25 protein-coding genes, 2 tRNA genes and 1 pseudogene are annotated in these 26,226 nt (G+C 61.7%); 16 read left to right on the top strand and 12 right to left on the bottom strand.

The window, feature by feature from the left end:
• Positions 1 to 6: 6 nt before the first annotated feature.
• From QMK32_RS05430 to QMK32_RS05415, 4 genes are read right to left on the bottom strand one after another with little or no spacing between them, the layout of a single operon-like run.
• A complete protein-coding gene (locus QMK32_RS05430; protein WP_088941995.1) occupies positions 7 to 594 on the bottom strand; it encodes a GTP-binding protein in 588 nt (195 codons plus the stop codon).
• Positions 575 to 949 (bottom strand): DUF742 domain-containing protein, encoded by a 375-nt coding sequence (locus tag QMK32_RS05425; RefSeq protein WP_084348379.1) that lies wholly within the window; start codon positions 947 to 949, stop codon positions 575 to 577. Before QMK32_RS05425 ends, QMK32_RS05430 begins: the two co-directional genes overlap by 20 nt.
• A 5-nt stretch (positions 950 to 954) precedes the next feature.
• Positions 955 to 1,371 (bottom strand): roadblock/LC7 domain-containing protein, encoded by a 417-nt coding sequence (locus QMK32_RS05420; protein WP_136170428.1) that lies wholly within the window; start codon positions 1,369 to 1,371, stop codon positions 955 to 957.
• A complete protein-coding gene (locus QMK32_RS05415) occupies positions 1,368 to 4,451 on the bottom strand; it encodes an ATP-binding protein (RefSeq protein WP_283473510.1) in 3,084 nt (1,027 codons plus the stop codon). The genes QMK32_RS05420 and QMK32_RS05415 overlap by 4 nt, the downstream gene beginning before the upstream one ends.
• Positions 4,452 to 4,696: 245 nt before the next feature.
• Between QMK32_RS05415 and QMK32_RS05410 the strand changes: the two genes are divergently transcribed.
• Positions 4,697 to 5,509 carry a formate/nitrite transporter family protein gene (locus QMK32_RS05410; protein WP_283473509.1) on the top strand — a complete coding sequence of 271 codons (813 nt, stop codon included), beginning with the start codon at positions 4,697 to 4,699 and terminating at the stop codon, positions 5,507 to 5,509.
• A 74-nt stretch (positions 5,510 to 5,583) separates the two neighbouring features.
• Here the strand turns inward: QMK32_RS05410 and QMK32_RS05405 are convergent, their stop codons facing one another.
• A complete protein-coding gene (locus QMK32_RS05405) occupies positions 5,584 to 5,919 on the bottom strand; it encodes an excalibur calcium-binding domain-containing protein (protein WP_283473506.1) in 336 nt (111 codons plus the stop codon).
• 123 nt (positions 5,920 to 6,042) lie between these two features.
• On the opposite strand from QMK32_RS05405, the gene QMK32_RS05400 reads away from it, so the two are divergent.
• Both QMK32_RS05400 and QMK32_RS05395 read left to right on the top strand, forming a co-directional pair.
• Positions 6,043 to 6,246 (top strand): DUF3072 domain-containing protein, encoded by a 204-nt coding sequence (locus tag QMK32_RS05400; protein ID WP_269306884.1) that lies wholly within the window; start codon positions 6,043 to 6,045, stop codon positions 6,244 to 6,246.
• 244 nt (positions 6,247 to 6,490) lie between these two features.
• Positions 6,491 to 7,525, top strand: coding sequence for an alpha/beta hydrolase (locus QMK32_RS05395; protein ID WP_269306882.1), 1,035 nt, complete (start codon positions 6,491 to 6,493; stop codon positions 7,523 to 7,525).
• Positions 7,526 to 7,541: 16 nt separating this feature from the next.
• Here the strand turns inward: QMK32_RS05395 and QMK32_RS05390 are convergent, their stop codons facing one another.
• A complete protein-coding gene (locus QMK32_RS05390; protein WP_283473505.1) occupies positions 7,542 to 8,336 on the bottom strand; it encodes an alpha/beta fold hydrolase in 795 nt (264 codons plus the stop codon).
• Between the two features lie 162 nt (positions 8,337 to 8,498).
• On the opposite strand from QMK32_RS05390, the gene QMK32_RS05385 reads away from it, so the two are divergent.
• Positions 8,499 to 9,440 (top strand): AraC family transcriptional regulator, encoded by a 942-nt coding sequence (locus QMK32_RS05385; protein ID WP_283473503.1) that lies wholly within the window; start codon positions 8,499 to 8,501, stop codon positions 9,438 to 9,440.
• Here QMK32_RS05385 and hisC read toward each other — a convergent pair.
• Positions 9,424 to 10,485, bottom strand: coding sequence for a histidinol-phosphate transaminase (gene hisC, locus QMK32_RS05380; protein ID WP_283473501.1), 1,062 nt, complete (start codon positions 10,483 to 10,485; stop codon positions 9,424 to 9,426). The two genes, QMK32_RS05385 and hisC, sit on opposite strands and share 17 nt — an antisense overlap.
• Before the next feature lie 91 nt (positions 10,486 to 10,576).
• Between hisC and QMK32_RS05375 the strand changes: the two genes are divergently transcribed.
• From QMK32_RS05375 to QMK32_RS05360, 5 genes are all read left to right on the top strand, one after another.
• Positions 10,577 to 11,305, top strand: coding sequence for a dienelactone hydrolase family protein (locus QMK32_RS05375; RefSeq protein WP_269306873.1), 729 nt, complete (start codon positions 10,577 to 10,579; stop codon positions 11,303 to 11,305).
• A gap of 84 nt (positions 11,306 to 11,389) precedes the next feature.
• Positions 11,390 to 11,479, top strand: a tRNA-Ser gene (locus QMK32_RS05370).
• A gap of 70 nt (positions 11,480 to 11,549) precedes the next feature.
• Positions 11,550 to 11,622: transfer RNA gene (locus QMK32_RS05365), tRNA-Arg, on the top strand.
• Positions 11,577 to 11,894, top strand: a complete 318-nt coding sequence (locus QMK32_RS25330) for a GH-E family nuclease (protein WP_502943545.1) — start codon at positions 11,577 to 11,579, stop codon at positions 11,892 to 11,894. Before QMK32_RS05365 ends, QMK32_RS25330 begins: the two co-directional genes overlap by 46 nt.
• Positions 11,895 to 11,952: 58 nt before the next feature.
• Positions 11,953 to 12,108 (top strand): hypothetical protein, encoded by a 156-nt coding sequence (locus QMK32_RS05360; RefSeq protein WP_283473498.1) that lies wholly within the window; start codon positions 11,953 to 11,955, stop codon positions 12,106 to 12,108.
• Positions 12,109 to 12,145: 37 nt separating this feature from the next.
• On the opposite strand, the gene QMK32_RS05355 is transcribed toward QMK32_RS05360, so the two are convergent.
• Entirely contained in the window at positions 12,146 to 12,745 is a 600-nt protein-coding gene (locus tag QMK32_RS05355; RefSeq protein WP_283473496.1) for a TetR/AcrR family transcriptional regulator, read from the bottom strand.
• A 139-nt stretch (positions 12,746 to 12,884) separates the two neighbouring features.
• On the opposite strand from QMK32_RS05355, the gene QMK32_RS05350 reads away from it, so the two are divergent.
• Complete coding sequence (locus QMK32_RS05350; RefSeq protein ID WP_283473494.1) at positions 12,885 to 13,703, top strand: SDR family oxidoreductase; 819 nt, start codon at positions 12,885 to 12,887, stop codon at positions 13,701 to 13,703.
• Positions 13,704 to 13,912: 209 nt separating this feature from the next.
• Positions 13,913 to 15,640: an amidohydrolase gene (locus QMK32_RS05345; protein WP_283473493.1), complete on the top strand. Its 1,728-nt coding sequence runs from the start codon at positions 13,913 to 13,915 to the stop codon at positions 15,638 to 15,640.
• A 135-nt stretch (positions 15,641 to 15,775) separates the two neighbouring features.
• Here QMK32_RS05345 and QMK32_RS05340 read toward each other — a convergent pair whose 3' ends face one another.
• Positions 15,776 to 16,519 (bottom strand): hypothetical protein, encoded by a 744-nt coding sequence (locus QMK32_RS05340; protein ID WP_283473491.1) that lies wholly within the window; start codon positions 16,517 to 16,519, stop codon positions 15,776 to 15,778.
• Positions 16,520 to 16,552: 33 nt separating this feature from the next.
• Positions 16,553 to 19,018 (bottom strand): excinuclease ABC subunit UvrA, encoded by a 2,466-nt coding sequence (uvrA, locus tag QMK32_RS05335; protein ID WP_283473489.1) that lies wholly within the window; start codon positions 19,016 to 19,018, stop codon positions 16,553 to 16,555.
• Positions 19,019 to 19,486: 468 nt separating this feature from the next.
• Between uvrA and QMK32_RS05330 the strand changes: the two genes are divergently transcribed.
• The 5 genes and pseudogenes from QMK32_RS05330 (at position 19,487) to QMK32_RS05310 (ending at position 22,757) form a co-directional block, all read left to right on the top strand.
• The gene (locus QMK32_RS05330; protein WP_283473487.1) at positions 19,487 to 21,010 is read left to right on the top strand and encodes a Mur ligase family protein; all 1,524 of its coding nucleotides are present in this window, start codon (positions 19,487 to 19,489) and stop codon (positions 21,008 to 21,010) included.
• Positions 21,011 to 21,075: 65 nt separating this feature from the next.
• On the top strand, positions 21,076 to 21,471 hold the full coding sequence (locus tag QMK32_RS05325; protein ID WP_283473484.1) for an Hsp20/alpha crystallin family protein: 396 nt from the start codon (positions 21,076 to 21,078) through the stop codon (positions 21,469 to 21,471).
• A gap of 245 nt (positions 21,472 to 21,716) precedes the next feature.
• A pseudogene (locus QMK32_RS05320) lies at positions 21,717 to 21,925 on the top strand (hypervirulence associated TUDOR domain-containing protein).
• A gap of 48 nt (positions 21,926 to 21,973) precedes the next feature.
• The gene (locus QMK32_RS05315) at positions 21,974 to 22,348 is read left to right on the top strand and encodes a hypothetical protein (protein ID WP_283473482.1); all 375 of its coding nucleotides are present in this window, start codon (positions 21,974 to 21,976) and stop codon (positions 22,346 to 22,348) included.
• A gap of 112 nt (positions 22,349 to 22,460) precedes the next feature.
• Positions 22,461 to 22,757 carry a lipopolysaccharide assembly protein LapA domain-containing protein gene (locus QMK32_RS05310; protein WP_269306855.1) on the top strand — a complete coding sequence of 99 codons (297 nt, stop codon included), beginning with the start codon at positions 22,461 to 22,463 and terminating at the stop codon, positions 22,755 to 22,757.
• Between the two features lie 96 nt (positions 22,758 to 22,853).
• Here QMK32_RS05310 and QMK32_RS05305 read toward each other — a convergent pair whose 3' ends face one another.
• Both QMK32_RS05305 and QMK32_RS05300 read right to left on the bottom strand, forming a co-directional pair.
• Positions 22,854 to 24,641: an AMP-dependent synthetase/ligase gene (locus tag QMK32_RS05305; RefSeq protein ID WP_283473478.1), complete on the bottom strand. Its 1,788-nt coding sequence runs from the start codon at positions 24,639 to 24,641 to the stop codon at positions 22,854 to 22,856.
• A 129-nt stretch (positions 24,642 to 24,770) separates the two neighbouring features.
• Positions 24,771 to 26,189: an FAD-dependent oxidoreductase gene (locus QMK32_RS05300; RefSeq protein WP_283473476.1), complete on the bottom strand. Its 1,419-nt coding sequence runs from the start codon at positions 26,187 to 26,189 to the stop codon at positions 24,771 to 24,773.
• Positions 26,190 to 26,226 lie beyond the last annotated feature (37 nt).

Here is a 26,226-nt window from a genome sequence, read left to right as displayed (position 1 = left end):
CGGGTGTCAGCAGGGCGCTGTCGCCGCGATACGTTCGAGCGCGTACTCGGTGATCGTGATCAAGGCCTGCTTCGACGATTCTCGGTTACGCGCGTCGACGTCGATCATTGGTACGTGGTCGGACAGCGCGAGAGCCTGACGAAGGTCATTCGTTGCATGCACCGGAGCATCGTCGAAACGGTTGACTGCCACGATGAACGGCAAACCACGGGCTTCGAAGAAGTCGACAGCAGCGAAGCTGTCTTCGAGACGGCGCGTGTCGACAAGGATGACCGCGCCGATCGCGCCCGTGATGAGGTCGTCCCACATGAACCAGAATCGCCGCTGACCGGGTGTACCGAACAGGTAGAGAACCAGGTCGTCGGCGAGCGAGATGCGACCGAAATCCATTGCGACTGTTGTCGTCTCTTTGTTCGGTGTCGAACTGAGGTGATCGATGCCGTCACTGGCGTCGGTCACCATCGCTTCGGTACGCAAGGGGACGATCTCGGAGACCGTCCCGACAAGGGTGGTCTTACCTACGCCGAATCCTCCAGCGATCACAATCTTTGTCGACGTGACGCGAGACGGAGCGTCAGAGTTGCCGAAGTCCACGGAGGGTCCTTTCGATCAATTCGCGGCGCTCGACCGCAGTCGCGTCGCTTCGCAGAGTGGCTTGCACTTTCAATGCCCCGCTGACAACAAGATCGGCCACCAGAACCCGAGCCACCCCGATCGGTACACCGAGGTATGCCCCGATTTCCGCGATCGAGATGCGCTGCCCGCAAAGCGCGACAATCGACGCGCGAATGTCTTCGGGCGCCAGGCCGCTGGCGATGACATCCTCTACCGTTGCGACGATCGCTTCGAGCGGAAGGTCGATGGACGGTTTCGTCCTACCTTCGGTGATGGCGTACGAGCGAACGAGACTCGGTTCGGGATCAGCGTGCTCGGAGTAGTTTTGGGGCATCGGCGTCAGGTATCCCGACCTGATCTGGGAGCGATGTCCATGGTCGTTCCGACTCGATCGACCAGGGTGACCATTTCGAAACCGATCTGACCGATGTCGCATCCCGCCACGGCAAGCGCAGCAAGGTAGGCGCCACTGCCGACGCCCATGAGGAGTAGGTAGCCGTTTTCCATCTCGACCACCGATTGCAGAACTGCGCCGCCGTCGAACAGCCGAGACGCGCCGGCAGAGAGACTGGCGAGTCCGGATGTGACGGCAGCCAACTGGTCCGCACGATCCAGAGGAAGGTGCGAGCTCGCCGCGCTCAGCAATCCATCGGCAGAGACGATGATGGCGTGGCTTACTCCCGGAACGTCGCGTGCAAAACCCGACACCAGCCAGTCGAGTGCGCGAGGAGTTTCTGGGGCTCCGACAGAATTCACTGTTCTCCTTCGTCTTTCTGCACATGTGTTATCGAGTGCAACGCTGTGTTGTTCTCGCTGTTAACGTGTCGGCGTCCCCGGCTGAGGCCGGATTGGTAGTCACTCCACCCGCGTCTGATCGTTTCCGGGTCGACGCGTTGACGGTGGGATCCTGAACGGGCAGAGCTATTGGTGGGCCTGACAGTTCCGGGAACCAACCGCGCACCGCGGTCCCGGATCGGGAGTCCCGAATCGGCCATCTTGCTGGAGGGCATGTCCGTCGACGCGTGAGCTGCAACCCATCCCTCGTCAGCCTCGGTTGTCCAGATGCTTCTGTTCGTGGCACCGGACTTTTCGTCCGTGGGGTCGATCAGCCACTCGGACACCATTCCGGCAAAGATCGGCGATGCAACCGGTGGAACGTCATAGCCGGCCTCGGGATCGTTCGCGCTGAAGACGCTCACGGACGGTGGGGTCGGGTCTCGGGGTGGAGTCCAGTCGCGGGGTGGTGTGGTTTCGCGCGGTGGGGTCGGGTCTCGGGGTGGAGTCCAGTCGCGCGGTGGTGTCGTTTCGCGCGGTGGGGTCGGGTCTCGGGGTGGAGTCCAGTCGCGAGGTGGTGTCGTTTCGCGCGGTGGAGTCGGGATGCGACGTGGTGTCGAGTCGCGAGGCCGGGAAGAGAAGAACGCCGCTGTGACGTTCGGGTTAGGGGCGCCGAACGGGGCTCTGGGCGCAGGTCGAGCGGCGGGGAACTCACCTGTATGCGGTTGGTCGACAACCATTTCCGCCTTGGGTGGCGGCGGAGCCATCGGTTGGGTCGTGAAGGCATTGGCGGTACCGGGTACCCCACTGCTCCCCGGGGTACGGCGTGGAAGTCCGTTCACCATGGGAGGGGCGCTGGAGTTGGTCTGCGAAGCAAACGCAGAGGGCGCACCTGAAACAGCTTGCGGCACAGTGGCAGCAACAGGGTGTGAAGATTGACGATGGGGTAGCCAGTTCCCTGATGCCACCGAAGAATCAGGATTATGGGCGCCTGCTACCGGGTATGAGACGGCGCCTTGACCCGATGTAGGTGTACCCGCCGCAACAGAGTGAACCGGCGATACTGCGCGACCCTGAGAGGCCATTGCAGCCGTCGACGTTCTGATCGCGGTGTCGCGTGACGCCTCGAGAAGTGCAATCGGCAGATGAACCATCGCAGTGATGCCACTGCGATCGGATGTGCCCGCGGACGGGCGCAGACGTACTGAAATACCGTAGCGAAGGCTGATACGGCTGACCACGAACAGCCCCATGTGGCGGGCGGTGTCGGGGCTCATCTCGCCTCCGGCAGAGAGGCGTCTGTTGGCGTCGAGTAAGTCGTCCGGTGACATTCCGATACCCAAATCGGTGATCTCTACGAGCACGGAACCGTCGTTGGTGCGTGCGGCGTCGATCGTCACCGTTGTTTCGGGCGGTGAGTAGCGCAGGGCGTTGTCGAGCAGTTCGGTGACGAGGTGCACGACGTCTGCACTGGCCTGGCCGCTGACGACAGCAGACAGAATCTGTCCGAGCTCGACACGCAGATAGTCCTCGACACCGGAAGCCGAGGCGCGCAGAGCGTCGGCAAGAGCGATCGGTGCGGTTCGTGCGCGTCGTCCCTCATTGCCCGAGAGGATGAGGAGATTGTCGCTGTTGCGTCGCATTCGGGCGGCGATGTGGTCGAGACGGAATAGATTCTCGAGGCGGTTCGGGTCGTCCTCGTCCTTTTCGAGTTGCTCGATGAGTACGAGCTGTTGTTCGACGAGCGACTTGTTGCGACGGGAGAGCGTTTCGAACATGTCGTTGACCTGGCGGCGGAGAGTTGCCTGCTCGCCGGCCAACGTAATCGCCTGCCCGTGCATGTCGTCGACCGCGCGTGCGAGTTGCCCGATCTCCTCGTGTGTCTCTACCGGTACACGAGGTATCTCGAGGTCGACTATTCGCTCGCCGGCGCGGATTCTTTCGATCGCCTCGGGGAGTCCATGGCGTGCTGCTGTGAGCGCGGCAAAACGGAGCCGCTGGATAGGTTCGACCAGCGAGCGACTGATGACGAGGGCGAGGACGAGGGCTGCGAGGACGGTGCCGACGACCAGCGCGGCGTCTCGAAGCGCTGCGGATTGGGCGGCGCCGGTTTCGGAGTTCGCGGTGGGGACGAACCGCGCGATTGCGGCATCGGCGATGGCGTCGTACTGATCGCTACTGGCTTGGAGCCCGAGGCCGATCTCCCTGCTCAAAGGGGATCCCGGGGGTGTGGCCGCGATTGCGCCCAGGCGACTCTGAGTGGATGCGCGTAGAGAGTTCAGCTCGGCCAAAGGGTCCTGAGAGGTGTCCGCCTGGACGGGCGGAAGTACTCCACCGGGCGTAGCTAGTGGCATGAGACCACCAAGACTGCCAAGTTCTGCACCAGCAGTGGAAATCAGGATGGTGCGCGATTGTGGATCGACGTCGCCGTTGCCGAACAGAATGTGCTGATTGGCCAATGTTCGACGGGCGCCCCACAAAGGCGCCAACTCGGCACCACGCTCACGCAGAAGGGGTAGCTCGGATTGGGACAAGAGATCTGAGAACGGGATCCATAGCTCGGTCGACACCTGACTGTAGCGAGCGACCAGCTGGATGGGCCGTTCAGAGCTGGTCGGAACCTCGTCGATGAGTGTCCGGCTGTTCTGCAGTGACTTGTCGACCAGGCCACTGAGCTTTGCGTCTGTGCGGAACACGTTCGCGGCAACAGTGAAATCCTGCAGCGCGATTGTCGCTTGTTCGGTAGCTGTGGCGGTGTCGGCACCGGAAGCAGCCGCAACTGTCACTGCCTTGAGAGCCTGTTCCAGCTGAAGTGCCGCAGGAACAGCGAATGCACGTTCGGCTGACGTATTGAGGTCTGCGGCGTCGGTCAGTTCGCTCTGGATCCGGAGGCCACCGAAAAGAACGGCGACGAACATCGGAACCGCGAAGACCGCGATAACCTTCCAGCCGAGGCGCCATTCGCCGATCGACCACCACGAGGTTGTCTGTGCATCGTGTTTCATGCGGTCCAATGCCTCTTCGCGTCTGCCATTGAAGTCTGTTATCCCCCGGTTGGACATTGATCGACTTCCTCCGACTGAGCGCAGTCGAATGAAATCGATTCGAACCGTAACAGAATGATGTCGATTTATCAGGTTTGCAGTCTTTAAAAACCAGGTTTAAGCGACCCGAGCCCTGTTTAGCGAGTATTTTGGGTTCCTAGTGCTGGAGACTCGATCGCGCTTTCGACGCACCGAATCCGGCCGCATTCGGCACTGCGTCGACGAGCAGGTATCGAATGGTGACTAGCGGGTACTACCTGCGGATGAGCGAAGAAGCGCGACGTAACGACGGTGACAACGACGGTCCGCTCGAAGAGGAACTCGAGGAGAGCTTCGATGCCGTCGTCTCCGAAGGCGCTGAGCGTCTTCATCGAACCGTGCGCACGGTGCTGATCACAGGACTCTTCGGCGGTCTCGAAGTTGCGCTGGGTGTCATGGCCTATCTGGCGGTGCTGTACGAGACCGGCAATCATCTGCTGGCGGGGCTTGCGTTCGGAATCGGCCTGGTGGCGATCTTCCTGGCGCACGGCGAATTGTTCACCGAGGACTTCCTGATGCCGATCGCGGCGTTGGTTTCCCGCAATGGCACACCTGCGCAGTTGGCGAAACTGTGGATCGGGACATTGTTGTCGAACCTGGTAGGCGGGTGGTGTGTGATGTGGTTGATCGCGCAGGCCTTCCCACAATGGCTGTCTGTACTGTCGGAATCCGCGCACCACTTCGTCGACGCCCCGCTGAACCTGCAGTCGATCTGCCTGGCGATCCTCGGCGGCAGCACGATGACCCTGCTGACCCGCATGCAGCAGGGAACCAATTCCGATGTAGCGAAGATCATCGCGGCGATGTCGGCTGCATTCCTGCTCGCCGGATTGCAGCTCTTCCACTCGATCCTGGACTCCCTGCTGATTTTCGGGGCCATCCACGCGGGCGCGGACATCGGTTACCGAGCGTGGATCGACTGGTTCGGATACACGGTGGGCTTCAACATCATCGGTGGCGTCGGGCTGGTCACCGCCCTACGCCTGGTGCGAACCAAGGAACTGGTGAAGTCCGAGCGTGATCGGCATTCCGATTAGCGGTTCAGCCGTTCGATGAGCGGGAACCGGTCGTATTCGCTCGCGCAAGTACGACCGGTGCCGCCGACAGTCTTCTACTCGCAGCCGATGCCGTCGTTGTCGCGGTCCAGATGCGGACCGTATCCATACTCGTCGCGATAGACGGGCGCCGCACCGGCGTCACGTGCCTCGGTGCAGTTTTTGTACTGGAACGTGCTGGGAGCGTGCGCGGGCGGTGCACTCTGAGGAGCCGGCGCTGGTGGTGGCGGGAGGATCGGTGCGAGCGGCGGCGGGCAGAACTGTGCCGAGCCGGTGCCGCACAAGAAGTCGGTGATTGGATCTGCTGCGGCAACGGCCGGAGTCGTCATCATTGCTGCGGCGAGTACGAAGCCACCGAATCCAATTCGGGCGAAGAGGGTCTTGCTTGTCATTCATAGCTCCTGATAGAGGGGGTTGTCAGCGTCGATCTTTTAGCTAAGGAGTTCGAAGAGTCAACGAAGTCATTCGATCGGACTACGTGTTTGAAAATCTAGCCACGTGCGTACTCCGAACGTATGAGCGAAGACAGTGGAGTGAATCAGAACCCAGAGAAGGATCCCGAGGACTGGGTGACCGGTGACGAGCCGATCACCGGTCCGCAGAAAAGTTACTTGAGCACTCTGGCGCAGGAAGCGGGCGAAGAGATACCGGACGATCTGACCAAGGCACAGGCGTCGGAAATGATCGACAAATTGCAAGGTGAGACCGGCCGCGGCTAACTGGGGCGAGCGCAAGTAGTACATCAGGGTCGCGGCAGTTCGAATCCGACTGCTGCGGCCCTGCTCATGCGGCCTACTTGGATATGTCCCAAAGAATCGACAGAACTTTTGTACAACCTCTATCAGGGCTACTCTGGGCGGAACCGCGGGCCGCAGTAGGCGAACCTACTGGTGGGTCACTTTGAATCAAACGTTGTTCGTGTTGCGCCCGAAGGGGTGCGGCGGAGGAGGATTGATCAGTCGAATGCACCGTCGTGTTCTGGCAGCGCTAGGAACCAGCATTGCGCTGTCGATACTGGGGACCGGTGTGGTGTCTGCTCAACCGCTGCCCGGGACCGGAAGCTCCGATGGGCCTGCGGCGCCGTTCGGCGAGTCCGCACAGTCCTCTTCGGCTCGTATCGACCGTATCGAGATGATCACACCCCGTCGTGCTGCTGTGTTCGTGCAGTCGCCGTCGATGAACAAGATCATTCAGGTTCAGGTGTTGCTGCCTGCAAGGGGCGGTCCGCGCCCTACCCTCTACATGCTCGACGGCGTCAGTGCCGGCAAAGAATCCGACTACGCCGAGAGCACCTGGACGCAGAAGACCGACATCGTGGACTTCTTCGCGGACAAGGACGTCAACGTCGTTCTTCCGGTAGGCGGTTCAAGTAGTTATTACACCAACTGGAATGTTCCGGATCCAATTCTCGGCGTCAACATGTGGGAGACGTTCCTGACCTCGGAACTTCCCCCGCTGATCGATGCTCGGTTCTCCGGCAACGGTACCAACGCGATTGCCGGCGTCTCCATGGGTGCTCAAGGCGCAATGGATCTGATCACCCGTCACCCCGATCTCTATACCGGCGTGGCAGGCCTGAGTGGCTGCTATGACAACTCGCAGCCGAACCTGAAAGATGCCGTGCGCGCCACCGTCGCAACAAATGGTGGCAATGCGAGCAACATGTGGGGTGAGAACGACGATCCGAAGTGGGTCGAGCATGACCCGTCGCGCAACGCAGAAGCCTTGCGCGGCAAGGACATCTATGTTTCTGTCGGCACCGGTTTGCCCGGCCCGTACGAACTGGGACCGGGTGGCACGGGCATCGAGTCGGCCGCCATGGGCGGACCGCTCGAAGCTGCCGCGCTCTACTGCACAACATTGTTCGATACGAAACTTCGATCTATTCGCATCCCGGCCAAGTTCGTCTATCGGCCTTACGGCATCCACCAGTGGCCTTATTGGCAAGACGATCTGCGCGAGTCCTGGCCGACGCTCCGCGACGCTCTGAACATCTAGGACTCGCGCGACGGGGTCAGATCGCCGAGAAGTGCGCGAGCACGTGCTCGGCAACGGCTGCGGGTTGCTCGAGCGACACCGAGTGGCCCGCAGCGTCGACGCTGCAGTGGGTCCCGCCGGATGCCTCGGCGATGTTGACGTCCGAGATGGGCGGCGGGTACGCGTGATCTTCCGTGCCGGAGATTGCGAGCACCGGCACCGTGCAGCCGTTCAATTCCTCGACGATTCGCGACCGGTGAATCACCTGGTAGGCAGAGTCGCCGATGCTGGGCTTCAGCTCCGCGATCCGGCCACGCCACTCCTCGACGGCGGGTGTGCCTGCGGACAAGCTGGTGTCTCCGAACATGATGTACAAAACGATGTCGATATTCTCGCGTCCCCCGATGTCGGCCAGTTGCTCCACGAGGGGAGCAAACACCTCCAGCTGGTGCTCCTCCTCCGCCGAAGAGCCCATTGCGACTGCGGACAGCAGCAACTCGGGGCGCCTTGCCGCCAATCGAAGCGCGACGAATCCGCCGAGCGAGTTTCCCAGAAAATGTACTCGACCCAGTTGCAGTTCTTCGATGAACGCAGCAGCGTCCTCGGTAAGGATGTCTACGGTCACCTCGGCGCGCGAATGCGTCGAGCTCTCGCCGTGGTTGCGGTGGTCGTAGGCGAAGACGCGGTGCCCTGCGGAAGCCAAGAACTCGGCCAGCGCGTCGAACATTCGATGATCGAAGAACAGTGAATGACTGAGGACGACGGGGGTGCCGTCCTCCGGTCCCGATACCTCGTAAGACAGCGTCGCGCCGTTGACCTGGATCGTGTTCATGTCGGACTCCTGACAGATTCTTGCCGCCGCGGTGACCCTCCGCTGTGATGGAGGACACGTGTACTCTCTGCACGGTAAGGCGCATGTATGCGACGGGTCTGCCGGTGACGCGCACGGAATCGACGGCCGGGCGCACGGATTCAGGCGCGAAAGGTACAACTTATGACTGCCACAGCGGATTATGTGGTGTCGACCATCGACACCACACTGTTGCCTGCCACGGATCGGCCGGGCTTCTGGCGTGAGCACGTTCGCTTCAACCATGGTGGTCTCGATTTCGCCTTCGACGAAACGATGGGTTTCAGCGGGAAGACCGTCGTGCAGCGGTCCGAAGAATTTCAACTGGTGGAGTTCAGTTCGGATGCGATCGTCTACTCGCGAAGCGCCGCAGCTGCTCGCTCCGACGACGACCGGACCCTGCGAGTCGTGGTCCCTCGGGCTGGCACGTTCCGATTTGCGCACGGTGACGATCGCGCGATCGTGGGCCCGGGCACCGCGGTCGCGATGTCGATGGCAGCTCCATTCTCCATCGAGCACGGTCCGGATGCACGCGCATGGGTGGTGAGCGTCCCTGAATCGGCCTGGCCACGTTCGGTCGTTCCTGTGAAGCCGCGGGTTCTCGACCTTGCCTCGGGTATGGGCGCCGTCGCAGCTGTAATGACCGAGCAGCTATCGGTACAACGAGATACCCTCTCGGCGAACAGTTTTCGTGAGGTATCCGATGCACTCACCAGGATGCTGGTCGGTGTCGCATCCGATGTGTCCCGGTGGCCGGATGTCGCGCAGGCCGCGTCGGCGCTCGTGAAAACGCAGTCGGACGACCCGACTCTTACGCCGAAAACCCTTGCTCGACGGCTCGGTTGGTCGCTGCGACATGTGCAGGCCGTCACGCAGTCGGTGGGCACCAACCCTTCGGAGATGATTCGGACCAGCCGGCTCGTTCGGGCGCGTGCTCGGCTCGACGACCCCGCTCAGTGTCACCGGACGGTCGCCGAGATCGCCCATCAGTCGGGTTTCGGCTCGGTCAGTACCTTCAACGCGGTGTTCCGTGAGGAGTTCGGGATGAGCCCTCGGCAGGCGCGGGTCATCAATGAGCGGCGGTAGCTGCGTATTTCAGGAAGGTGTCGTTCTCGTGTGGGTCGCCGATTGTGATGCGAACCCCGTCGTTTCCGTAGGCGCGCAACAGTATTCCGGCTTCTGCCGCGGCTTCGGTGTAGGGGCCGGAGAGGGTGCCGAGTGGTAGGAACACGAAGTTCGCCTCCGAATGCGCGACATCGTAACCTAGCTCGATCAGTGCCGTTCGAATCCGTTCGCGTTCTGCGACAAGGGTATCGGTACGGGCGAGGAGCTCGTCCTTTGCCTCGAGTGACGCCAGAGCTGCCTGCTGGGCGACGGAGCTCACCGCGAAAGCGATGCGAACTTTGCTCATCGCGGTGATCACCGCCGGATCGCCGATGGCATATCCCACGCGTAGCCCGGCCAACCCGTATGCCTTGGAGAAGGTGCGGAGAACGAGAACGTTGCGACGGTCGCGGGCCAGTTCGACACCGTCGGTGTACTCACCCTCCGGATTTTCGCGGGCGTACTCGAAATAGGCCTCGTCCAGTACCACGAGGACATGCGCGGGCACCGCGTCCAGGAACCGCTCGAGGGCTGATCTGGCCACGACGGTGCCGGAAGGATTGTTCGGGTTGCAGACGAATATCACGCGGGTGCGCTCGGTGATCGCGGCGAGCATGGCGTCGAGATCATGCACGTGCGCCGCGTTCAGCGGGACCTCTACCGGCGTCGCACCGGCGACGCGCGCGATGATCGGGTACGCCTCGAAGGACCGCCACGCATACATCACCTCGTCACCGGGGCCGCACATGATCTGGACGACTTCCTGGCACAGCGACACCGATCCGTTGCCTACTGCGACATTGGCCGGGTCGACCTTCACATGCGCGGCGACGGCGTCCACGAGGGCAGTGGCCCGGATGTCGGGGTAGCGGTTGACGGTGCTGACCGACTCGGCGATCTTCTCGCGGACGCCCGGGAGCGGGCCCTGCGTCGTCTCGTTGCTGGCCAGCTTGATCGCGCCCGGGAAGTTGCGTCCGGGTACGTAAGCGGGGATTGCGTCGAGGTCGGTGCGGATGCGGGCGGTCACGGCTCACATTATGCGCCAGGTGGGGCTGATCATTTCCTGTGCGTCCGCTGGTAATCCAGCGGGGCGCGGCCGGTCGCACTATTTTGGTGTCATGTCGGGAATCTTCACGGATGTGGCAGTGCTTCGAATCGATGTGGAAGACGATGAGCATCCGCCTGTGCAGCACAAGGTGCCCTTGACGGCCATCTCCCCGGAAGGGCACGTCCGAGGCGGGATCGTGGTGCTGCACGAATCCCGCGAACTACCGGAATCGTTACTCGACCTGCTGCGTGCGCTCGCGCTCGAAGGATGGCTGGCCGTCGCCCCGAACCTGTTCCATCGAGGAACTGAGGGCGAAGAGGTCTTCGGCGACAATCTGTTCTCCGACTTCGATGCGACCTTCGACTGGCTCACTTCCCGGGGTGTCTACCCGGACTGCGTCGGCGTCATCGGATTCGACGACGCCGGAACTGCGGCGCTGATCGTCGCAACGAACCGACCGATCGGTGCCGCGGTCAGCGTCGCGGCGGCGGGCATCGTCGAACCACTGAACGCCGACGCCATCGCGTTGATCGACGCCGCGCCCTCGCTCCAGGCGCCCTGGTTGGGCCTGTACGGCGAGAACGACCCCAGGACCCCACCGGAGCACATCGAGGGCCTCCGTGACGCAGCCACACGGTCATCCGTAGCCACCAACGTCGTCAGCTACAGCGGACTGCGCCACCGCGCCGACGAACCGCAGCCGTCACCCGGCAGTACCGAAGACAGCGATCCGGCGGCGGCGGCCCTGATCGAAGCTCAGGCCAGAATTTTCGATTGGTTCGACTCGTTCCTCAGGTGAACGGGATTTGACCTGGCGTTTTGCGTTCTCCTCTCAACCGTGTGTAATCTCGTTCCTCGGCGGTCCGAGAGGGCCGGCAGCCTAGGAGGCGTGCCAGAGCGGCCGAATGGGAGTCACTGCTAATGACTTGACCCTTCACCGGGTCCGGAGGTTCAAATCCTCTCGCCTCCGCCAAGCTGATCCGCAAGGACCAGCCAGTTTGACGCAGGACCGTTGATTCGTAAGGATCAACACAATTGAACATGCGCCCGTAGCTCAACGGATAGAGCACCTGACTACGGATCAGGAGGTTAGGGGTTCGAATCCCTTCGGGCGCACAAGAAATAGCCTTGCACTTGCGGAAACGCAAAGTGTAAGGCTATTTTTCTTTGTCCTAGATCGCCTCCGCGATGCGGAGACGAAGCTGACCAGGTATCCGGTCGATCCGAAGTGGGAGTTCGGTCACGTTTCCGGCAAGGAGAATTGGCGACTGAAAGCTGAAGTGCACATGCGGACGCCGAAGTGGTTCGACGAGTATGTCAACGCGAAAACACGGGAGCTCGCAGTCGAAGATCAATACGGAAACCGGTCTTCGATCCGAGGGACCTAGGGTGTTCGTTTCGATGGGTTCCTACCGAGCTGACGTAAAGGTCTGTCATGATCGGGGGATGCTTGGACTCATTGGATTGTTACTCGTTGTGTGGCTGGTGTTCGTCATTCTCGGGTTCGTTTTCAAAGGCTTGCTCTGGTTGGCCGTCATCGGGATCGTGTTGTTCGCAGCGACCGCTGCGTGGGGTTGGGTGAAGCGAAACACTCGCACCTGACGCTGGGCCGATTCGCTCATCGAAAATGCGGACGAGCTCAGATGGTGCGCTCGGAAGTGCGCGGCGCCGCTGACGCGAGGGCGGCGACGACTTGGAGAAGATTTGCGGCACTGAAGCTTTCGGGCCGACGTACGACGTCTATCGCAGCTCCTTGGATGAGAGCGACAAGTGTGGATCGGAAGGCGTCGGGATCGAGATCGTGTTCCCGAGCGAATCGGTCGGTGACGGGGTGAATCGCGTCGGTATACAACCGGAGGCCCGTGTTGATCTGGTCACGAAAGTCGATGCTTCTTCGGAAGAAGTAGAACTGGAAAAGTAGGTCGACTTCATCACGCTGAGTGTGGAGGCCTTCCAGTTCTGTGGTGATCATCTCGCGGAGGGCGACGTCTGCGAGAAGGTCCTCGCCGAAACCGTCTTCCGGCCCGTCCAGGGTTGTCTCGAGCAATTGCGCGAGCAGAGCGTGAAGCAGTCCGTTTTTGGTTTGGTAGTAGAAGTAGACGAGGCCGCTGGAGAGATCAGCTTCAGCAGCGACAGTCCGGGCGGTGACTGTTTCCAGTCCGCCATCGAGGGCCACCAGTTTTGCGGCGGCGAGTATGTCGCTCCGCCGCTCGGGTTCTGACTTCTTTGCTCCGGCCACTTTCGAGAGCCTAGACCTGTCCAGCGATACGACCAGCAGATATGAAGTTGTCGAGGCTCACATTGCAGTCATTGACCAGTTGGTCAATACTTGCGGTATGGATGTTGCTTCATCGATTTCGACTGCTAGGAGAAGAATTGTGTCTCATTCCCTGAGGAACCAAAGCGTCTTGGTCACCGGCGGCGGCAGTGGTATCGGCCGACTTCTCGCCTTGGGCGCTGCTGAACGCGGAGCCCGGGTCATCGTGTGGGATCTTTCCGACGAAGCCGGCAGGAACGTCAGCCGGGAGATCGTTGCCGCGGGTCACTCCGCCGAGGCCTACACCGTCGATGTATCCGACCGCGATTCCGTCCAGGCCGCCGCGAAGCTAACTGGGCCTGTCGACGTCCTGATCAACAACGCGGGGATCGTCACCGGCAAGAACCTCCTCGACGCCTCCGACGAAGCCATCGAGCGAACGATCCGCGTGAACACGCTTTCCCTCTTCTGGGTCACCCGGGCCTTCCTCGGCAACATGATCGAGAACCGTCGCGGTACCGTCGTCACCGTCTCCAGCGCTGCTGGACTTGTGGGGGTCGCCAAGCAAACCGACTACTCCGCGAGCAAGTTCGCCGCCTTCGGTTTCGCTGAATCACTCCGTGTGGAACTCTCGAAAGCCAACGCAGGTGTCAACTCGTTGGTTGTGTGTCCGTACTTCGTCAGCACCGGGATGTTCAAGGGTGTGCAGACGAAATACCCACTCCTCCTGCCGATCCTCACGCCCGAGTTCGTGGCGGAGAAGACTTTGACAGCGATCGAGAAGGGCCGGCACGAGTTGATCATGCCCCGATTCGTGAACCTGTTGTCACCGGCCCGGGTGCTCCCGGTTCGCTGGTTCGACAAGCTCATGAATCAGCTCGGCGTCAACAACACCATGGATCATTTCGTCGGCCGCGTCGAGGCGAAAAGCAAGAATTGAACGATCTCTGCAATGGGCGAACCAAAGCTGCCATAAGAGTGATGAGTCCCCACCTGTCCGGTCTTCTCGGATATAGGGTGATCTCCTAGCAGTGATAGGCGGAGTGTTCGACCTGAATTCGACTCACCTCACGGCCGTCTCGACGGCGGAGAAAGCCGGTTCGCCGGTCGACTCCGGCCTTTCTTTTCGCCGGAATCGAGGAGCCGTAGATGTCTCACGTCATCGTCAAGGCATCGACAGTGATCACAGTCGACGCGGAGCGTCCGCGCGCAGAAGCGGTTGCGGTGGACACCGAGACCGGTGTGATCATTGCGGTAGGCTCCTTGGCTGACTGCCAAGGTGCCTCTCCGGATGCGACTGTGACCGACCTGGGGTCCAGCGTTCTGCTGCCTGGTTTCATCGACTCGCACAATCACCCAGGACTCTCCGGGCTTGTCACGCAGGCACCGGCCTATTGGATTGCTCCCTACGTCGGCTACCCATCGTTTGCCGACGTCGATGCGCTCTTCCACAAGGCCAACGCAGAAGAGCCTGCCGGTCAGCCACTGTTGTTCAACGGTCTCGATCGAATGCTTCAAGGAGCGCCGGAGCTCGACCGAGTGCAGCTCGACGCCTATTTCCCTGATCGAGCGGTGATCGTCTTCGACAACTCGGGTCACGAGGTGTACTTCAACTCGGGCGTGATCGCCGCGCTGGGCTGGCCGAACGGCACACCCCCAGCGGATCCTGCCGGCGCGTCGTTCGGCCGCCTCGAGGACGGCTCCTCGAACGGACTCGCTTACGAAAGCACGGCGATCGCTCAGGTCCTGATGCCGATGTTGCCGAAGATCGTCAGTCATCCGCTGCACTCGTGCGCTCAGTGGTACGCGCTCATGGCTCGCCACGGAGTGACCGCGACTTCGGATCACTCGTACTCCGATGACAGCAAGCCGATCTTCGAGGCATTGGCCTCGACGTCGGATTGCCCGATTCGGGTCTCGCTTTATCACGTGTCGACCGAGTCGACCTGTGGCGAGCCGTTCAGCTCGCCGGTCCCGGACAGCATGCTCCGCAAACAAGGCATCAAACTGTGGGCGGACGGTGCCCCGTGGGTCGGAACAATTGCGATTTCTTTTCCCTACCTGGATACCCCGACCACCCGTAACGCGCAGATCGCTCCCGGCGCGACCTACGAGACAAAGATGAACTACTCTCGAGCCGCACTGGACGCGGCTCTTGCTTCCCACGCCGACAAAGGATTTCAGTTCGCGTTCCATGTCAACGGCGACGTCGGACTCGATATCGTTCTCGACGCCTACGAGCGCGCGCTGGCGCTCAACAATATGACCGGTACAGATCACCGGTGGCGGGTGGAACACCTCGGTGCCTGCAGGGGAGATCAGTTCGTGCGCGCTGCGAATCTTGGCGTCGTGTTGTCGATGGGGCCTTACCAGCTGATCTACTGGGGAGACTTGCTGGACGGCGAGATCTTCGACAGCTCGATCGGGGCGCAGTGGCAGCGGATCGGAGACGCGTTCCGTGCAGGTGCTGTCGTGGCATTTCACAATGACGGAATGGTCAGCCCGCCCGATGTGCTGCTGAACATTCAGACCGTGATCACGCGGAGGACTCCGTCTGGACAGCTACATGGCCCGGAGCAGGTCATCAGTCTGGATGACGCCATCAAAGCGCAGACGATCAACGCGGCGCACGTCCTGCATCGAGACCACGAGATCGGCTCGATCGAGGTCGGAAAGCTCGCGGACTTCACAGTGCTTTCGCGCGACCCCTACGAAGTGGAGGCCTCCCGGCTGACTACCGACGTGGCGGTCGAGGGGACCTGGGTGGGTGGCAAGCCGATCGACCTCGACGTATTCCTCGAGCAGGTACGCGCAACTGACCCGACCGAGCACCACGCGGCAATCGCCGACGCGGGTGCGCACATTCACCGCTGCTGAAGCTGGGTCACAACGACTTCCGCCGAATATTGGCCGACGTACGATAGTAGTAATTCCGGTGATTGCACGTGTTCTCGAGCCTGCGACTTCGCGCATCAGCGCAGTGACCGCCCGGTCGCGTACCTACTGGAACAGCTAGCTGCCTGAGCGCGTGAACAGGCTGTCGTCCATCCGAGCGTCGACGGCGAGGATCGCTATATCGAGGTCGCACTCGTACGTCGGATTTGCCGGCGCCGGGCCGATGTAGACGCAGATGCCGGTCTGGGCGTCGAGACGCACGGTCACCGGAGCCCCCGTAACCCAATGATCGGTCTCGTAGTCGAAGTGCCCGTTCAGTAGGGGGCAGCATTCGCATCGGGCGTCGTATTCGTCCGTGGTGCGGGCGATCACCTGCCAAGCCGGTCGGCCGTGGTGGTCCACGATCTGCGCGTCGGACAGTTCCGTGACCGTCGTCGTGGACTCATGGTCGTGGGCCGATCGGGTGAGCTCGATCGGGTTGAGCATCGCGATCCACCGATAGTTCTGGTAGAACGGGTCATCCCAGTCCACCAGCCACGAATCTGTCACTGACGGCAGCGCCGATACCAGTCCGTCGACGTCGAAGACCGGAGTCACGTCCGAGGCCCACTTCGTCTCGGTCTGCCGCGATATTCCGTCCGAGTACACTGTCGTCGTTCCTGCGAAAGGATCTGTTGCACAGCAGAGTTCGTCGATCTCGCCGTCGGCGGTCTCCACCCGCAGAGATCCGGGGCGTCGAATCCAGGCGTGCACGGCGGAAGTTTGACGGGGAGGGACGAATTCGAACTCGACTGTCGTCCAGCGCCACGGCGACGACTGAGCCAACCGGCGGAATTGCTCGACGGACGGGGATTCGATCATGTAGCCGATCATGTCAGGCCGCGTTTCTCCGGATCAGGAGTGCAGCCGTCGAGCCAAGTAAGGGCCCGTGATGCTGTCCGTAGACGCGGCCACCTCGGTCGGTGTCCCCGTTGCGACCACGGTGCCGCCCTTGTCCCCACCGCCGGGTCCGAGGTCGATGACCCAGTCGGCAGAGGCAATGGCGTCCAGGTCGTGTTCCACCATCACGACGGTATTGCCTGCGTCGACCAGGCGGTGGAGCTGGCGCATGAGTAGTGCGACGTCAGCTGGATGCAGCCCGGCGGTGGGTTCGTCCAGTAGGTACAGCACGTTGCCGGGTCGGGTGCGCTGCAGTTCGTTGGCGATCTTGATGCGCTGTGCTTCGCCGCCGCTGAGCTCGGTGGCAGGCTGGCCGAGCCGCAGGTAGCCGAGCCCGATATCGAGCAGCGTCTCGAGGCTGCGGGATGCGCTGGTGATGTCGGCGAAGAACCCAGCGGCCTCGTTCACCGACATCGCCAGCACGTCGGCGATGGTTTTCTCGCGCCAGGTGACTTCGAGAGTGTCGGGGGTGTAGCGGGCGCCGTGGCAGGTGGGGCAGGGGCCGTAGGTGCCGGGAAGGAAGAGGAGCTCCACTTCGACGAAACCGTCGCCCTGGCAGGTGGGGCAGCGTCCTTCGGGGACGTTGAAGGAGAACCGGCCGGGCGCCCAGCCGCGGGCCTTGGCCTCGTCGGTGTCGGCGAACAGCTTGCGGACGATGTCGAACATTCCGACGTAGGTGGCCAGTGTCGAGCGGGGTGTGCGGCCGATGGGTCGTTGATCCACCCGGACCAACCGGCTGAACTCGTCGAACCCGTCGACGTCGGTCACGTCGATCTCGATCTGCGCGTCGACGTCCTCATCTGCAGCGGTATCGAGTCGATGACGCGCCACCTCGAACAAGACTTGGGTGACGAGTGTCGACTTCCCAGACCCCGACACACCGGTCACCGCGGTCAGCACCGCCAAGGGGAATTGCACGGACAACCCGCGCAGGTTATGGCGGGTGACGCCGGCCAGAGTAAGCCAGCCTCGGGTCGGTCGCGCCTGACGACGCGGGGACTCTGCACGCCCGAACAGATGGTGCCCGGTAACCGACTCCTCGATCTGCTCGAGCCCGGCCACCGGGCCGCTGTACAACACCCGGCCACCGCCTTCACCTGCAGCAGGTCCGATATCGACCACCCAGTCGGCCCGTCGGACCACGTCCATATCGTGCTCGACGACGAACAGTGAGTTGCCGGATTCCTTCAGCCGATCCAACACGTCGAGCAGCGGTTCGGCGTCGGCCGGATGCAGGCCGGCGGACGGTTCGTCCAAGACGTACACCACACCGAAAAGCCCGGAACGAAGCTGTGTGGCGATCCGCAGACGCTGTGCCTCACCGGGCGACAGCGTCGTCGAGCTACGTCCCAGCGACAGATATCCCAAACCCAAACCGAGCAGCACCTCGATCCTGGCGAGCAGGTCGGCGGTGATGCGTACCGCCACCTCGGTTGTTTCCCCGGACGATGCCGACGGCGTCGCGGCGACCATGTCGGACTGTTCGGCGATCGGTCGCAACACTGTGGCGACCTCGGTCAATGAGAGCGTGTTGAGCGCGGCGATGGAGTATCCGGCGACAGTGACGGCCAATGCGTCGGCCCGTAGCCCGCTGCCCGAGCACTGTGGGCAGCGGACACTCTCGGTGAATCGCAGCGCGCGTTCGCGCATCCGCTCGCTCGTGGAGTCCGCTAGGACATGCATGACGTGGCGGCGAGCGCTCCAGAACTTGCCTTCGTAACTGTGGTCGACGCGGTCGGCCTGGGGTTCGATGAATACCTTCGGTTGCTCGTCTGTATAGAGGAGCCAGTCGCGGTCCTTCCGGCTGAGCTTGCGCCATGGCGCGTCGATATCGATGCCCAGGCCGCTGACGATGCTGCGCAAGTTCGCACCCTGCCAGGCACCGGGCCAGGCCGCGATTGCTCCCTCACGGATGCTCAGCGAAGGGTCGGGAACCAGCAGCTTCGTTGTCACGTCGTGGAAGACGCCGAGCCCGCCGCATCGTGGGCATGCTCCGGCGACGGTGTTGGGGGAGAACGATTCCGCCTCGAGGCGTGACGCCCCATCCGGGTAGGTACCGGCGCGGGAGTAAAGCATCCGCAGCAGGTTCGACAAAGTGGTGATCGTGCCGACGCTGGAGCGTGAACTGGGCGCGCCTCGGCGTTGCTGTAGCGCTACGGCAGGGGGTAGTCCGGTGATGGAAGCAACGTGCGGTGCGCCCACCTGCTGCAGGAGCCGACGGGCGTATGGGGCCACCGACTCGAAGTAGCGTCGTTGCGCTTCGGCGTACAAGGTACTGAACGCCAAAGACGACTTGCCTGACCCTGACACGCCCGTGAACGCGACGAACGCGTTGCGCGGAATATCGACATCCACTGCCGCCAGGTTGTGCTCGGTGGCGCCGCGAACGCGCACATACCCATCCCACGATGCGTCCGTCATCCTCCCGACAGTAGCGCGGGTGGCTGTATCCGTCCTTTACGCGGTCAGCTTGCTCGACGGGGTTTGGGGTGGGTACTTGCCATCGGGTGTGCCTGAGGGGGAGGGCGAGTGGCGTCCATGGCCGAGTCCGGAGGGTAGCTGCGAGTGGGTGCATGCCCGACGTCCTCGTGGGCCATCACGCCCTTCCACCAGTCGTCCATCGAATCTGTTCTAGGCCACACGATCGGTTCCATCAACGACCCTCCGCTGCATCAGTTAATCGGGAAGTGCCGCAGCGAATTCGAGTTACTGATTGACTGCGGTATCTGCACGGTCAATACGCCTGACGGCTTAAGCGATATGTGTCCAACCTACGCCCATGGCGCGTAGGACACCACCGCATCTGGAACTTCACCGTGGTACAGATTCGTTCCTGACTCGGTGCTTCTGGATTGTTTGCCCATGTCATCGCGGGGGTAGAGAGTGACGATGACGTGCAGCGGTACCCCGCGGCCCCTGCCCGACCTGATGTCGGCCGAACCGGCCTTCACCCTCGTCGAATTGGCCGAGTGGCTCGAAGCTTCGGTCCCCTCCAGTGCGGCTGTCATTTTTACCGGAGTCTGCACCGATTCACGTGCCGCGGAACCGGGAGATTTGTATTTGGCGCTACCCGGCGCACATGCACATGGGCTCGATTTCGAAGCCCAAGCATGTGCCCGGGGTGCCGTCGCGGCGGTCTCCGATCGTGCCGGAGCGATCTTGCCTACGGTCGTCGTCGATGATCCTCGACGATGCGCCGGACCGGTCAGCGCACGTATCCATTCGTATCCGTCGTGGGCAATGGACGTTTACGGAGTCACCGGCACCAACGGCAAAACGAGCACGACCTACCTGCTGAACGCGGCCCTCACCGCTGCAGGCGAGAAGGTCGGGACTCTCACCGGTATCTCGATCTCCGGTCCCGGTGGCGTTTTCCCGGCGACCCGGACCACCCCGGAGGCCGCTCCTCTGCAGAAAGCGCTGGCACGTTTTCGTGACGAAGGCGCAACTGCCGCAGTGATGGAAGTGTCCTCGCACGCTGTTGCGCATCGGCGGATCGACGGCACCCGATTCGCTGCTGTGGGCTTTACCAATCTGTCTTCCGACCACCTTGATTTTCACGGTTCCATGGAGAAGTACTTTGCGGTGAAATCGGAACTGTTCACACCGCAGCGAGCGGCGGCGGCGGCGATCGGGATCGATGACGACTACGGCCGTCGACTTGCAGACACCATCGAAATACCCTGCTGGACTTGGTCCGCCACCGATACTCGAGCCGAGATCTTCGGCGACGCCATCGAGTGCACGGTATCGGGGACTTCGTTCACCGCACGAACGCCTCACGGTAGCTTCGACATTCGTCTTCCCCTGCTCGGTCCGCATCAGGTTCACAACGCGCTGGCAGCCATGTCTTTGCTCGCGGCGAACGGTAAAGATCTCGGGTCGGCAGTCCTCGGTTTCGAACGGGTGTCGTCGGTGCCGGGCCGGCTCGAACGCATCGATGCCGGGCAACCGTTCCTCGCTCTGGTCGACTACATGCACAACACGGCAGGTCAACGCCAGCTACTACCGTATTTGCGAACCCTGACCACCGGACGCGTGATCGTGGTCGTCGGCGCCACCGGTGACCGAGACCCAAGCAAACGGTTCCCACTCGGCGCAACTGCCGCTGAGCTGGCCGACCTGGTGATCGTCAGTGACGAAAGCTCCTACTCCGAAGACGCAGCAGGCATTCGTAACGAGGTCGCCGCCGGCGCCGTCGCAGCGCAGTCCGCCATGGTCGTCGTCGAACCCGACCGTCGACGCGCTTTCGATCTGGCCGTAGCCAACGCGCAGCCCGGTGACGTGATTGTCGTGGCCGGGCGTGGATGCGATACCGAACAAGTATTCGGCGACACTGTCCTGCCGTTCGACGACCGCGAAGAACTGCTGGCTGCACTGCAATCCTGCTCGACGGGAGTCATGCGGTCGTAGATTCTCGGGTTCGTTGTCTTCGGTGGACTACTCGCGCTGAACTCTCGGCTGCGCTGTCGTACAGCATGTTGCTCGGAGCATCGAGCGGCTCGGGCCGTGTTCCACGGTTCATGCCCATGGACCTGTACAAGGTCGACGATCGCTACATTCTGAGCGCTGACCTACCCGGTGTCGATCCTGGCTCGATCGACGTCGATGTGGACCGCGGCACGCTTACTCTCACCGCGCATCGCACTGTGCCGGAAACCGATGGTGTGCAATGGATTTCCTCCGACAGGTTTGCCGGTACGTTCCGCCGTCAGGTTTCCCTGGGTGAGGGAATCGATGTTGAAAATATCTCGGCAACCTACGATAACGGCGTCCTGTCGGTGATGATTCCTCTCGCCGAACGCGCAAAGCCCCGTAAGATCGACATCGCCTGCGGTGAATCGCAGCGATCGATCGAAACTCACTCCACCTGAAGGACATTCGGCACCGCGCCGTTTACGGAAACGAGGTGATCTGTGATGGAAACAGCGCTGTGGCCGGGCAATCCGGATCGTGACGAGTGGTGGCTTTCGGTCCTCGGCTCGGGGGCACCGGAGTGCTTGACAACCGATGTGATCGAACAACATCGAGACGAACCACTCGACGACGACGAATATCCGCGCGCGACGAGCCGAGATCCGTTGCGCGCTCGCCCGCCCATTGAAGAGGGGGAGAGTTTATGGCAACCACGTTCTCGGTAGGCGACCACGTGCGTTGGAACTCCGAAGCCGGGTACGTGCAAGGCACGATCACGCGGGTCCACACCGAAGACGTCGATTACAAGGGACATACCCGCCGCTGCAGCCGGACGAACCCCAGTACGAAATCAAGAGCGACAAGACCGACCACGTTGCGATGCACAAGGGCAGCGCGTTGACGAAGATCTGATCCACGAACCCGACCTCGCCACCGAGCAGGGAGATTAGGTTGGGAAGTATGACCGATGATGTGGAAAAGCGATGGCATGACCCTGGGGGGTCTGGCGGTGTCCGCCGTGCCGCCCTGTTCACCGTCTCGGTCATCGTCAGTGCGCTGGTGGTGATGGTCGGATGCATCATGTGGGCGGTCTGGGGACCGCACTCGGGTCACTGTCGCGACGCGGCGTTTGCGGTGTGCGCCGAGCCCGAGCGAACGATTCTTCTCGTTGTTCCGTCCGCTCTGTTGCTGGTCGGCGGGTTGTTCGCGTTCGTACAGACGTATCGGGTGTGGCGCAAAGGTGGCACTTGGCCGATTTGGCAGGGAGCCGGGTGGGCCTTGTTGGTCTCCATGGTCATCTACATGTCGATGTCGTTGAGCGTGTTGAGTCGATAACGCTCGACGCCGAATCGAAGCGGTCCACCGAAACGCATTCAAGTGAAAGGCGTCGGTTTCGCCTCTACATCCGCCGGGTAGCTACCTATCGACACCTCGACAAGGAGCCACGATGAACGAACGGCCTCAGCAGCCCGAGACCACCACAACAACTTCTACGCAACCTGCGGCGCGTTCCTCTCATAGCGCAACGCGAATCCTCACCGGAGTTGCCGCTGTATTTTTGGCGATCGCGTTGGTGATATTCGTGTTGCAAAACACAGAAAAGGCGCACGTCGAATTTCTCGGGTTGAACCTCGATGTCGCCCAGGGCGTTTCACTACTTCTAGCCGCGATCGTAGGCTTTCTGATCGCAGTCCTCGGTAGTGGTGTTATGCGCCTACGACGCCGGGTGCACAACCGTCACTGAATAGGCAGCAGCTAGGAAGCAGTGAGGCACGCAAGGATGGCGACCTGACAGAAGGCCGCAGGTGCGATTCGGATTCGACTGGGCAGACTCGACGGGTCAGGAATACAGGTCGCTGATGTCGGCTCGGTGAACTTCGTGGATTATGTTGCGCTTGAGCTTGAGTGTCGGCGTCAGTTCGCCGCTCTCCTGGGTGAAGTCGCGTTCGAGGATCGTGTACTTCTTGATCTTTTCGGGGTTGGACACTTTCTTGTTCGCCTCCGCCACGGCTGAGTCGATTTCAGCGATCAAATCGGCATTGGTCACCAGGTCGGAGGTTGTCGTGGTGGGAGGAAGGCCGTTCCGCTCGACCCAAGCGGGCAAGGTCTCCGGGTCGAGTGTGATCAGTGCGCCGATGAACGGCTGGGCGTCACCGACCACGATGCACTGGCTGATCAGTGGGTGTGCGCGCATCGAATCTTCCAGGCCCGCCGGTGCGACGTTCTTGCCACCCGCGGTGACGATGATTTCCTTCTTACGACCGGTGATCGAGACGAATCCCTCATTGTCGATCGAGCCGAGGTCACCGGTGTGGAACCAACCGTCGATGATCGATTCGGCAGTTGCCTTCTCGTTCTTCCAGTAGCCGGCAAATACGACCGGACCGCGAAGGAGAAGTTCGCCATCGTCGGCGATACGCGCGGTGTGGCCGTCGACCGGTTTGCCTACCGTGCCGATGCGCTGCGCATTGGAAGTGTTGATGCTGAAGGCGGCGCTCGATTCGGTGAGTCCGTATCCCTCATAGATCGGGATGCCGACGCCGCGAAAGTAGTGACCCAGGCGTGCGCCGAGCGCGGCGCCACCGGAGAATGCTTGCTTGCACTCGCCACCGAGAGCTGAACGCAGCTTCGAATAGACGAGCTTGTCGAATATGGCGTGCTTGAGCCTGAGTGCTATTCCTGGGCCGCCCTTTTCGAGGGATTCACTGTATTCGATTGCCGTTGCTGTTGCTCTGTCGAAGACACCGGCCTTGCCGTTGTCCACGGCCTTTTGGCGCGCCGAGTTGTAGACCTTCTCGAATACGCGGGGCACCGAGAGGATGAAGGTGGGCTTGAAATCGGCGAACTGGTCGAGGAGCGTCGTCAAATCCGAGGTGTGGGCAACGGTTACTTTCGACTCGAACGCGCCGAATGAGATTGCTCGCGCGAACGCATGGGCGAGCGGCAGAAACATCAGAGTCTTTTTGCCCGGGATCATCGAATCCGGTAGTGCCAGCTGGCAAACGGCCGCTTGCGCATAGAAGTTGGCATGCGTCAGCTGGACCCCCTTGGGGCGTCCTGTTGTGCCGGAGGTATAGATCAGGGTCGCGGGTGAGGCTGCAGTGACCTGGTGACGACGAGAGTGCAGTTCTTCGTCGGTGATTGTGGAGCCGCGGTTGGCGAGCTCGTCGATCGCACCCGATTCGATGACCAGAACCTCGCGGAGGGCGTCGGCGCCGTCGGTGACTTCCTGGTGGATCTCCGCATGCTTGGTCGTTTCGACCACGAGAAGCGTCGTCGCGGAATCCTCGAGGATCCACTGCGCCTGATCGGGCGAAGATGTCTCGTAAATCGAGACTGTGCATCCGCCGGCAGTCCAGATGGCATAGTCGAAAACGACCCACTCGTAGCGGGTCGAAGAGAGGATGGCGACGCGGTCGCCGAGCTTCAGCCCCGACGCAATCAGACCCTTTGCGACTGCAGACACTTGCTTCGCGAATTGAGCTGCGGTGACGTCGATCCATCCACCGTTCGACCGCCGCTTGAACGGCACGAATGTGGGGTCGTCCTGAGCATGGCGGAACACGGAGTCGGCCATCGACACGTCGGCCGGAATCGAGAACGACTGAGGAACTGAGAACTCACGCACTATTGACTCTCCAATGACGGCACTGTCGGCTGATTCGGTAAGAGGGGTGTCGCTGAGCTTGGGTGCATTGAATATCCAAGAAAGGCAATGCTATTCGAAGATTTTTCATAGTTGAACGTCACGCTGTCGTTACTCTTGCGACGCTTCCACCATCTGGTCACGTTCGACGACTTTGATGCGTTCGCGGCCTTCGGTTTCGCCGAGGCTGCGTTCGTGGGCGTCGAGGCGGTACCAGCCGTCCCAGGTGGTGAAGGGGACTTTCTTGCTTTCGAGGAAGTCGGTGACGGCCTGTTCGGTGGGTTCTGGTGCGGCGGTGAAGTTCGGTGCGTCTTCGAGGAGGTTGGCGACGGTTTCGTTGGCGTCGCCTTTGGTGTGGCCGATGAGGCCGACGGGTCCGCGTTTGATCCAGCCGGTGACGTAGGTCGCCGGTACCGTGGTGTGCGAATTTGCCGATTCGAGTACGCGGCCTGCCTCGTTGGGGATGGTGCCGGCTTGGTCGTCGAAGGGGAGTTGGGCGATGTTTTTGGAGAGGTATCCGACGGCGCGGTAGACAGCTTGGACGTCCCAGTCGTTGTATTTGCCGGTGCCTTTGACGTTGCCGGTGCCGTCGAGTTCGGTGCGTTCGGTGCGTAGGCCGGTGACTTTGCCGTTTTCGCCGAGGATTTCGGTGGGGGATTCGAAGAAGTGGAGGAACAGTTTGTGGGGGCGGTTGCCGACGTCGCGGATGGCCCAGTCTTGGAGGGTGTTGGCGACCATGTCGACCTGTTTGGAGCCGCGGCGTGCTGCTTCGGAGCCTTCGTCGTAGTCGATGTCCTCGGGGGCGACGATGACTTCGATGTTGGTGGAGTGGTCGAGTTCGCGGAGTTCGAGGGGGGTGAATTTGGCTTGTGCGGGTCCGCGGCGTCCGAAGACGTGGACTTCGGTGGCTTTGTTGGTTTTGAGGCCTTCGTAGACGTTGGCGGGGATTTCGGTGGGGAGGAGTTCGTCGCCGGTTTTGGCGAGGACGCGTGCGACGTCGAGTGCGACGTTGCCGACGCCGAGTACGGCGACTTTTTCTGCGTTCAGGGGCCAGGTGCGGGGGACGTCGGGGTGGCCGTCGTACCAGGAGACGAAGTCGGCGGCGCCGTAGCTGCCGTCGAGGTCGATGCCGGGGATGTTGAGGTTGCGGTCGGCGTTGGCGCCGGTGGAGAAGATGACGGCGTCGTAGAAGCGGCGCATGTCGTCCAAGGTGATGTCGGTGCCGTAGTCGATGTTGCCGAGGAGGCGGACTTGTGGTTTGTCGAGGACTTTGTGGAGGGCGGTGATGATGCCTTTGATGCGGGGGTGATCTGGTGCGACGCCGTAGCGGATGAGTCCGAAGGGGGCGGGCATGCGTTCGAACAGATCGACGCTGACGCCGTTGCCGGCGATGTTGTAGTCGGACTTCATGAGTGCGTCGGCGGCGTAGATGCCTGCCGGTCCGGCGCCGACGATGGCGACGCGAAGTGGACGCAGGTCATGCTCTTCGGACGGTCCAGCCGTTGTTGCACTTACATTTTCACTGGTCATGGCAAGGCTCGGTACTTTCTATCGGTGGCTGCGATCG

It is taken from the genome of Rhodococcus sp. H29-C3 (assembly GCF_030063405.1).
Lineage (GTDB): Bacteria > Actinomycetota > Actinomycetes > Mycobacteriales > Mycobacteriaceae > Rhodococcoides.
This window is presented reverse-complemented; position numbering and strand designations above follow the sequence as displayed.

Coding starts and splice junctions, on each gene's coding strand:
- QMK32_RS05315 (WP_283473482.1), top strand. CDS start 21,974: ATGACCGATGATGTGGAAAAGCGATGGCATGACCCTGGGGGGTCTGGC.
- QMK32_RS05345 (WP_283473493.1), top strand. CDS start 13,913: ATGTCTCACGTCATCGTCAAGGCATCGACAGTGATCACAGTCGACGCG.
- QMK32_RS05395 (WP_269306882.1), top strand. CDS start 6,491: ATGCACCGTCGTGTTCTGGCAGCGCTAGGAACCAGCATTGCGCTGTCG.
- QMK32_RS05400 (WP_269306884.1), top strand. CDS start 6,043: ATGAGCGAAGACAGTGGAGTGAATCAGAACCCAGAGAAGGATCCCGAG.
- uvrA (WP_283473489.1), bottom strand. CDS start 19,018: ATGACGGACGCATCGTGGGATGGGTATGTGCGCGTTCGCGGCGCCACC.
- QMK32_RS05360 (WP_283473498.1), top strand. CDS start 11,953: ATGCTTGGACTCATTGGATTGTTACTCGTTGTGTGGCTGGTGTTCGTC.
- QMK32_RS05415 (WP_283473510.1), bottom strand. CDS start 4,451: ATGTCCAACCGGGGGATAACAGACTTCAATGGCAGACGCGAAGAGGCA.
- QMK32_RS05330 (WP_283473487.1), top strand. CDS start 19,487: ATGACGTGCAGCGGTACCCCGCGGCCCCTGCCCGACCTGATGTCGGCC.
- QMK32_RS05385 (WP_283473503.1), top strand. CDS start 8,499: ATGACTGCCACAGCGGATTATGTGGTGTCGACCATCGACACCACACTG.
- QMK32_RS05410 (WP_283473509.1), top strand. CDS start 4,697: ATGAGCGAAGAAGCGCGACGTAACGACGGTGACAACGACGGTCCGCTC.
- QMK32_RS05375 (WP_269306873.1), top strand. CDS start 10,577: ATGTCGGGAATCTTCACGGATGTGGCAGTGCTTCGAATCGATGTGGAA.
- QMK32_RS05425 (WP_084348379.1), bottom strand. CDS start 949: ATGCCCCAAAACTACTCCGAGCACGCTGATCCCGAACCGAGTCTCGTT.
- QMK32_RS05405 (WP_283473506.1), bottom strand. CDS start 5,919: ATGACAAGCAAGACCCTCTTCGCCCGAATTGGATTCGGTGGCTTCGTA.
- QMK32_RS05300 (WP_283473476.1), bottom strand. CDS start 26,189: ATGACCAGTGAAAATGTAAGTGCAACAACGGCTGGACCGTCCGAAGAG.
- QMK32_RS05340 (WP_283473491.1), bottom strand. CDS start 16,519: ATGATCGAATCCCCGTCCGTCGAGCAATTCCGCCGGTTGGCTCAGTCG.
- QMK32_RS05390 (WP_283473505.1), bottom strand. CDS start 8,336: ATGAACACGATCCAGGTCAACGGCGCGACGCTGTCTTACGAGGTATCG.
- QMK32_RS05325 (WP_283473484.1), top strand. CDS start 21,076: ATGTTGCTCGGAGCATCGAGCGGCTCGGGCCGTGTTCCACGGTTCATG.
- QMK32_RS05310 (WP_269306855.1), top strand. CDS start 22,461: ATGAACGAACGGCCTCAGCAGCCCGAGACCACCACAACAACTTCTACG.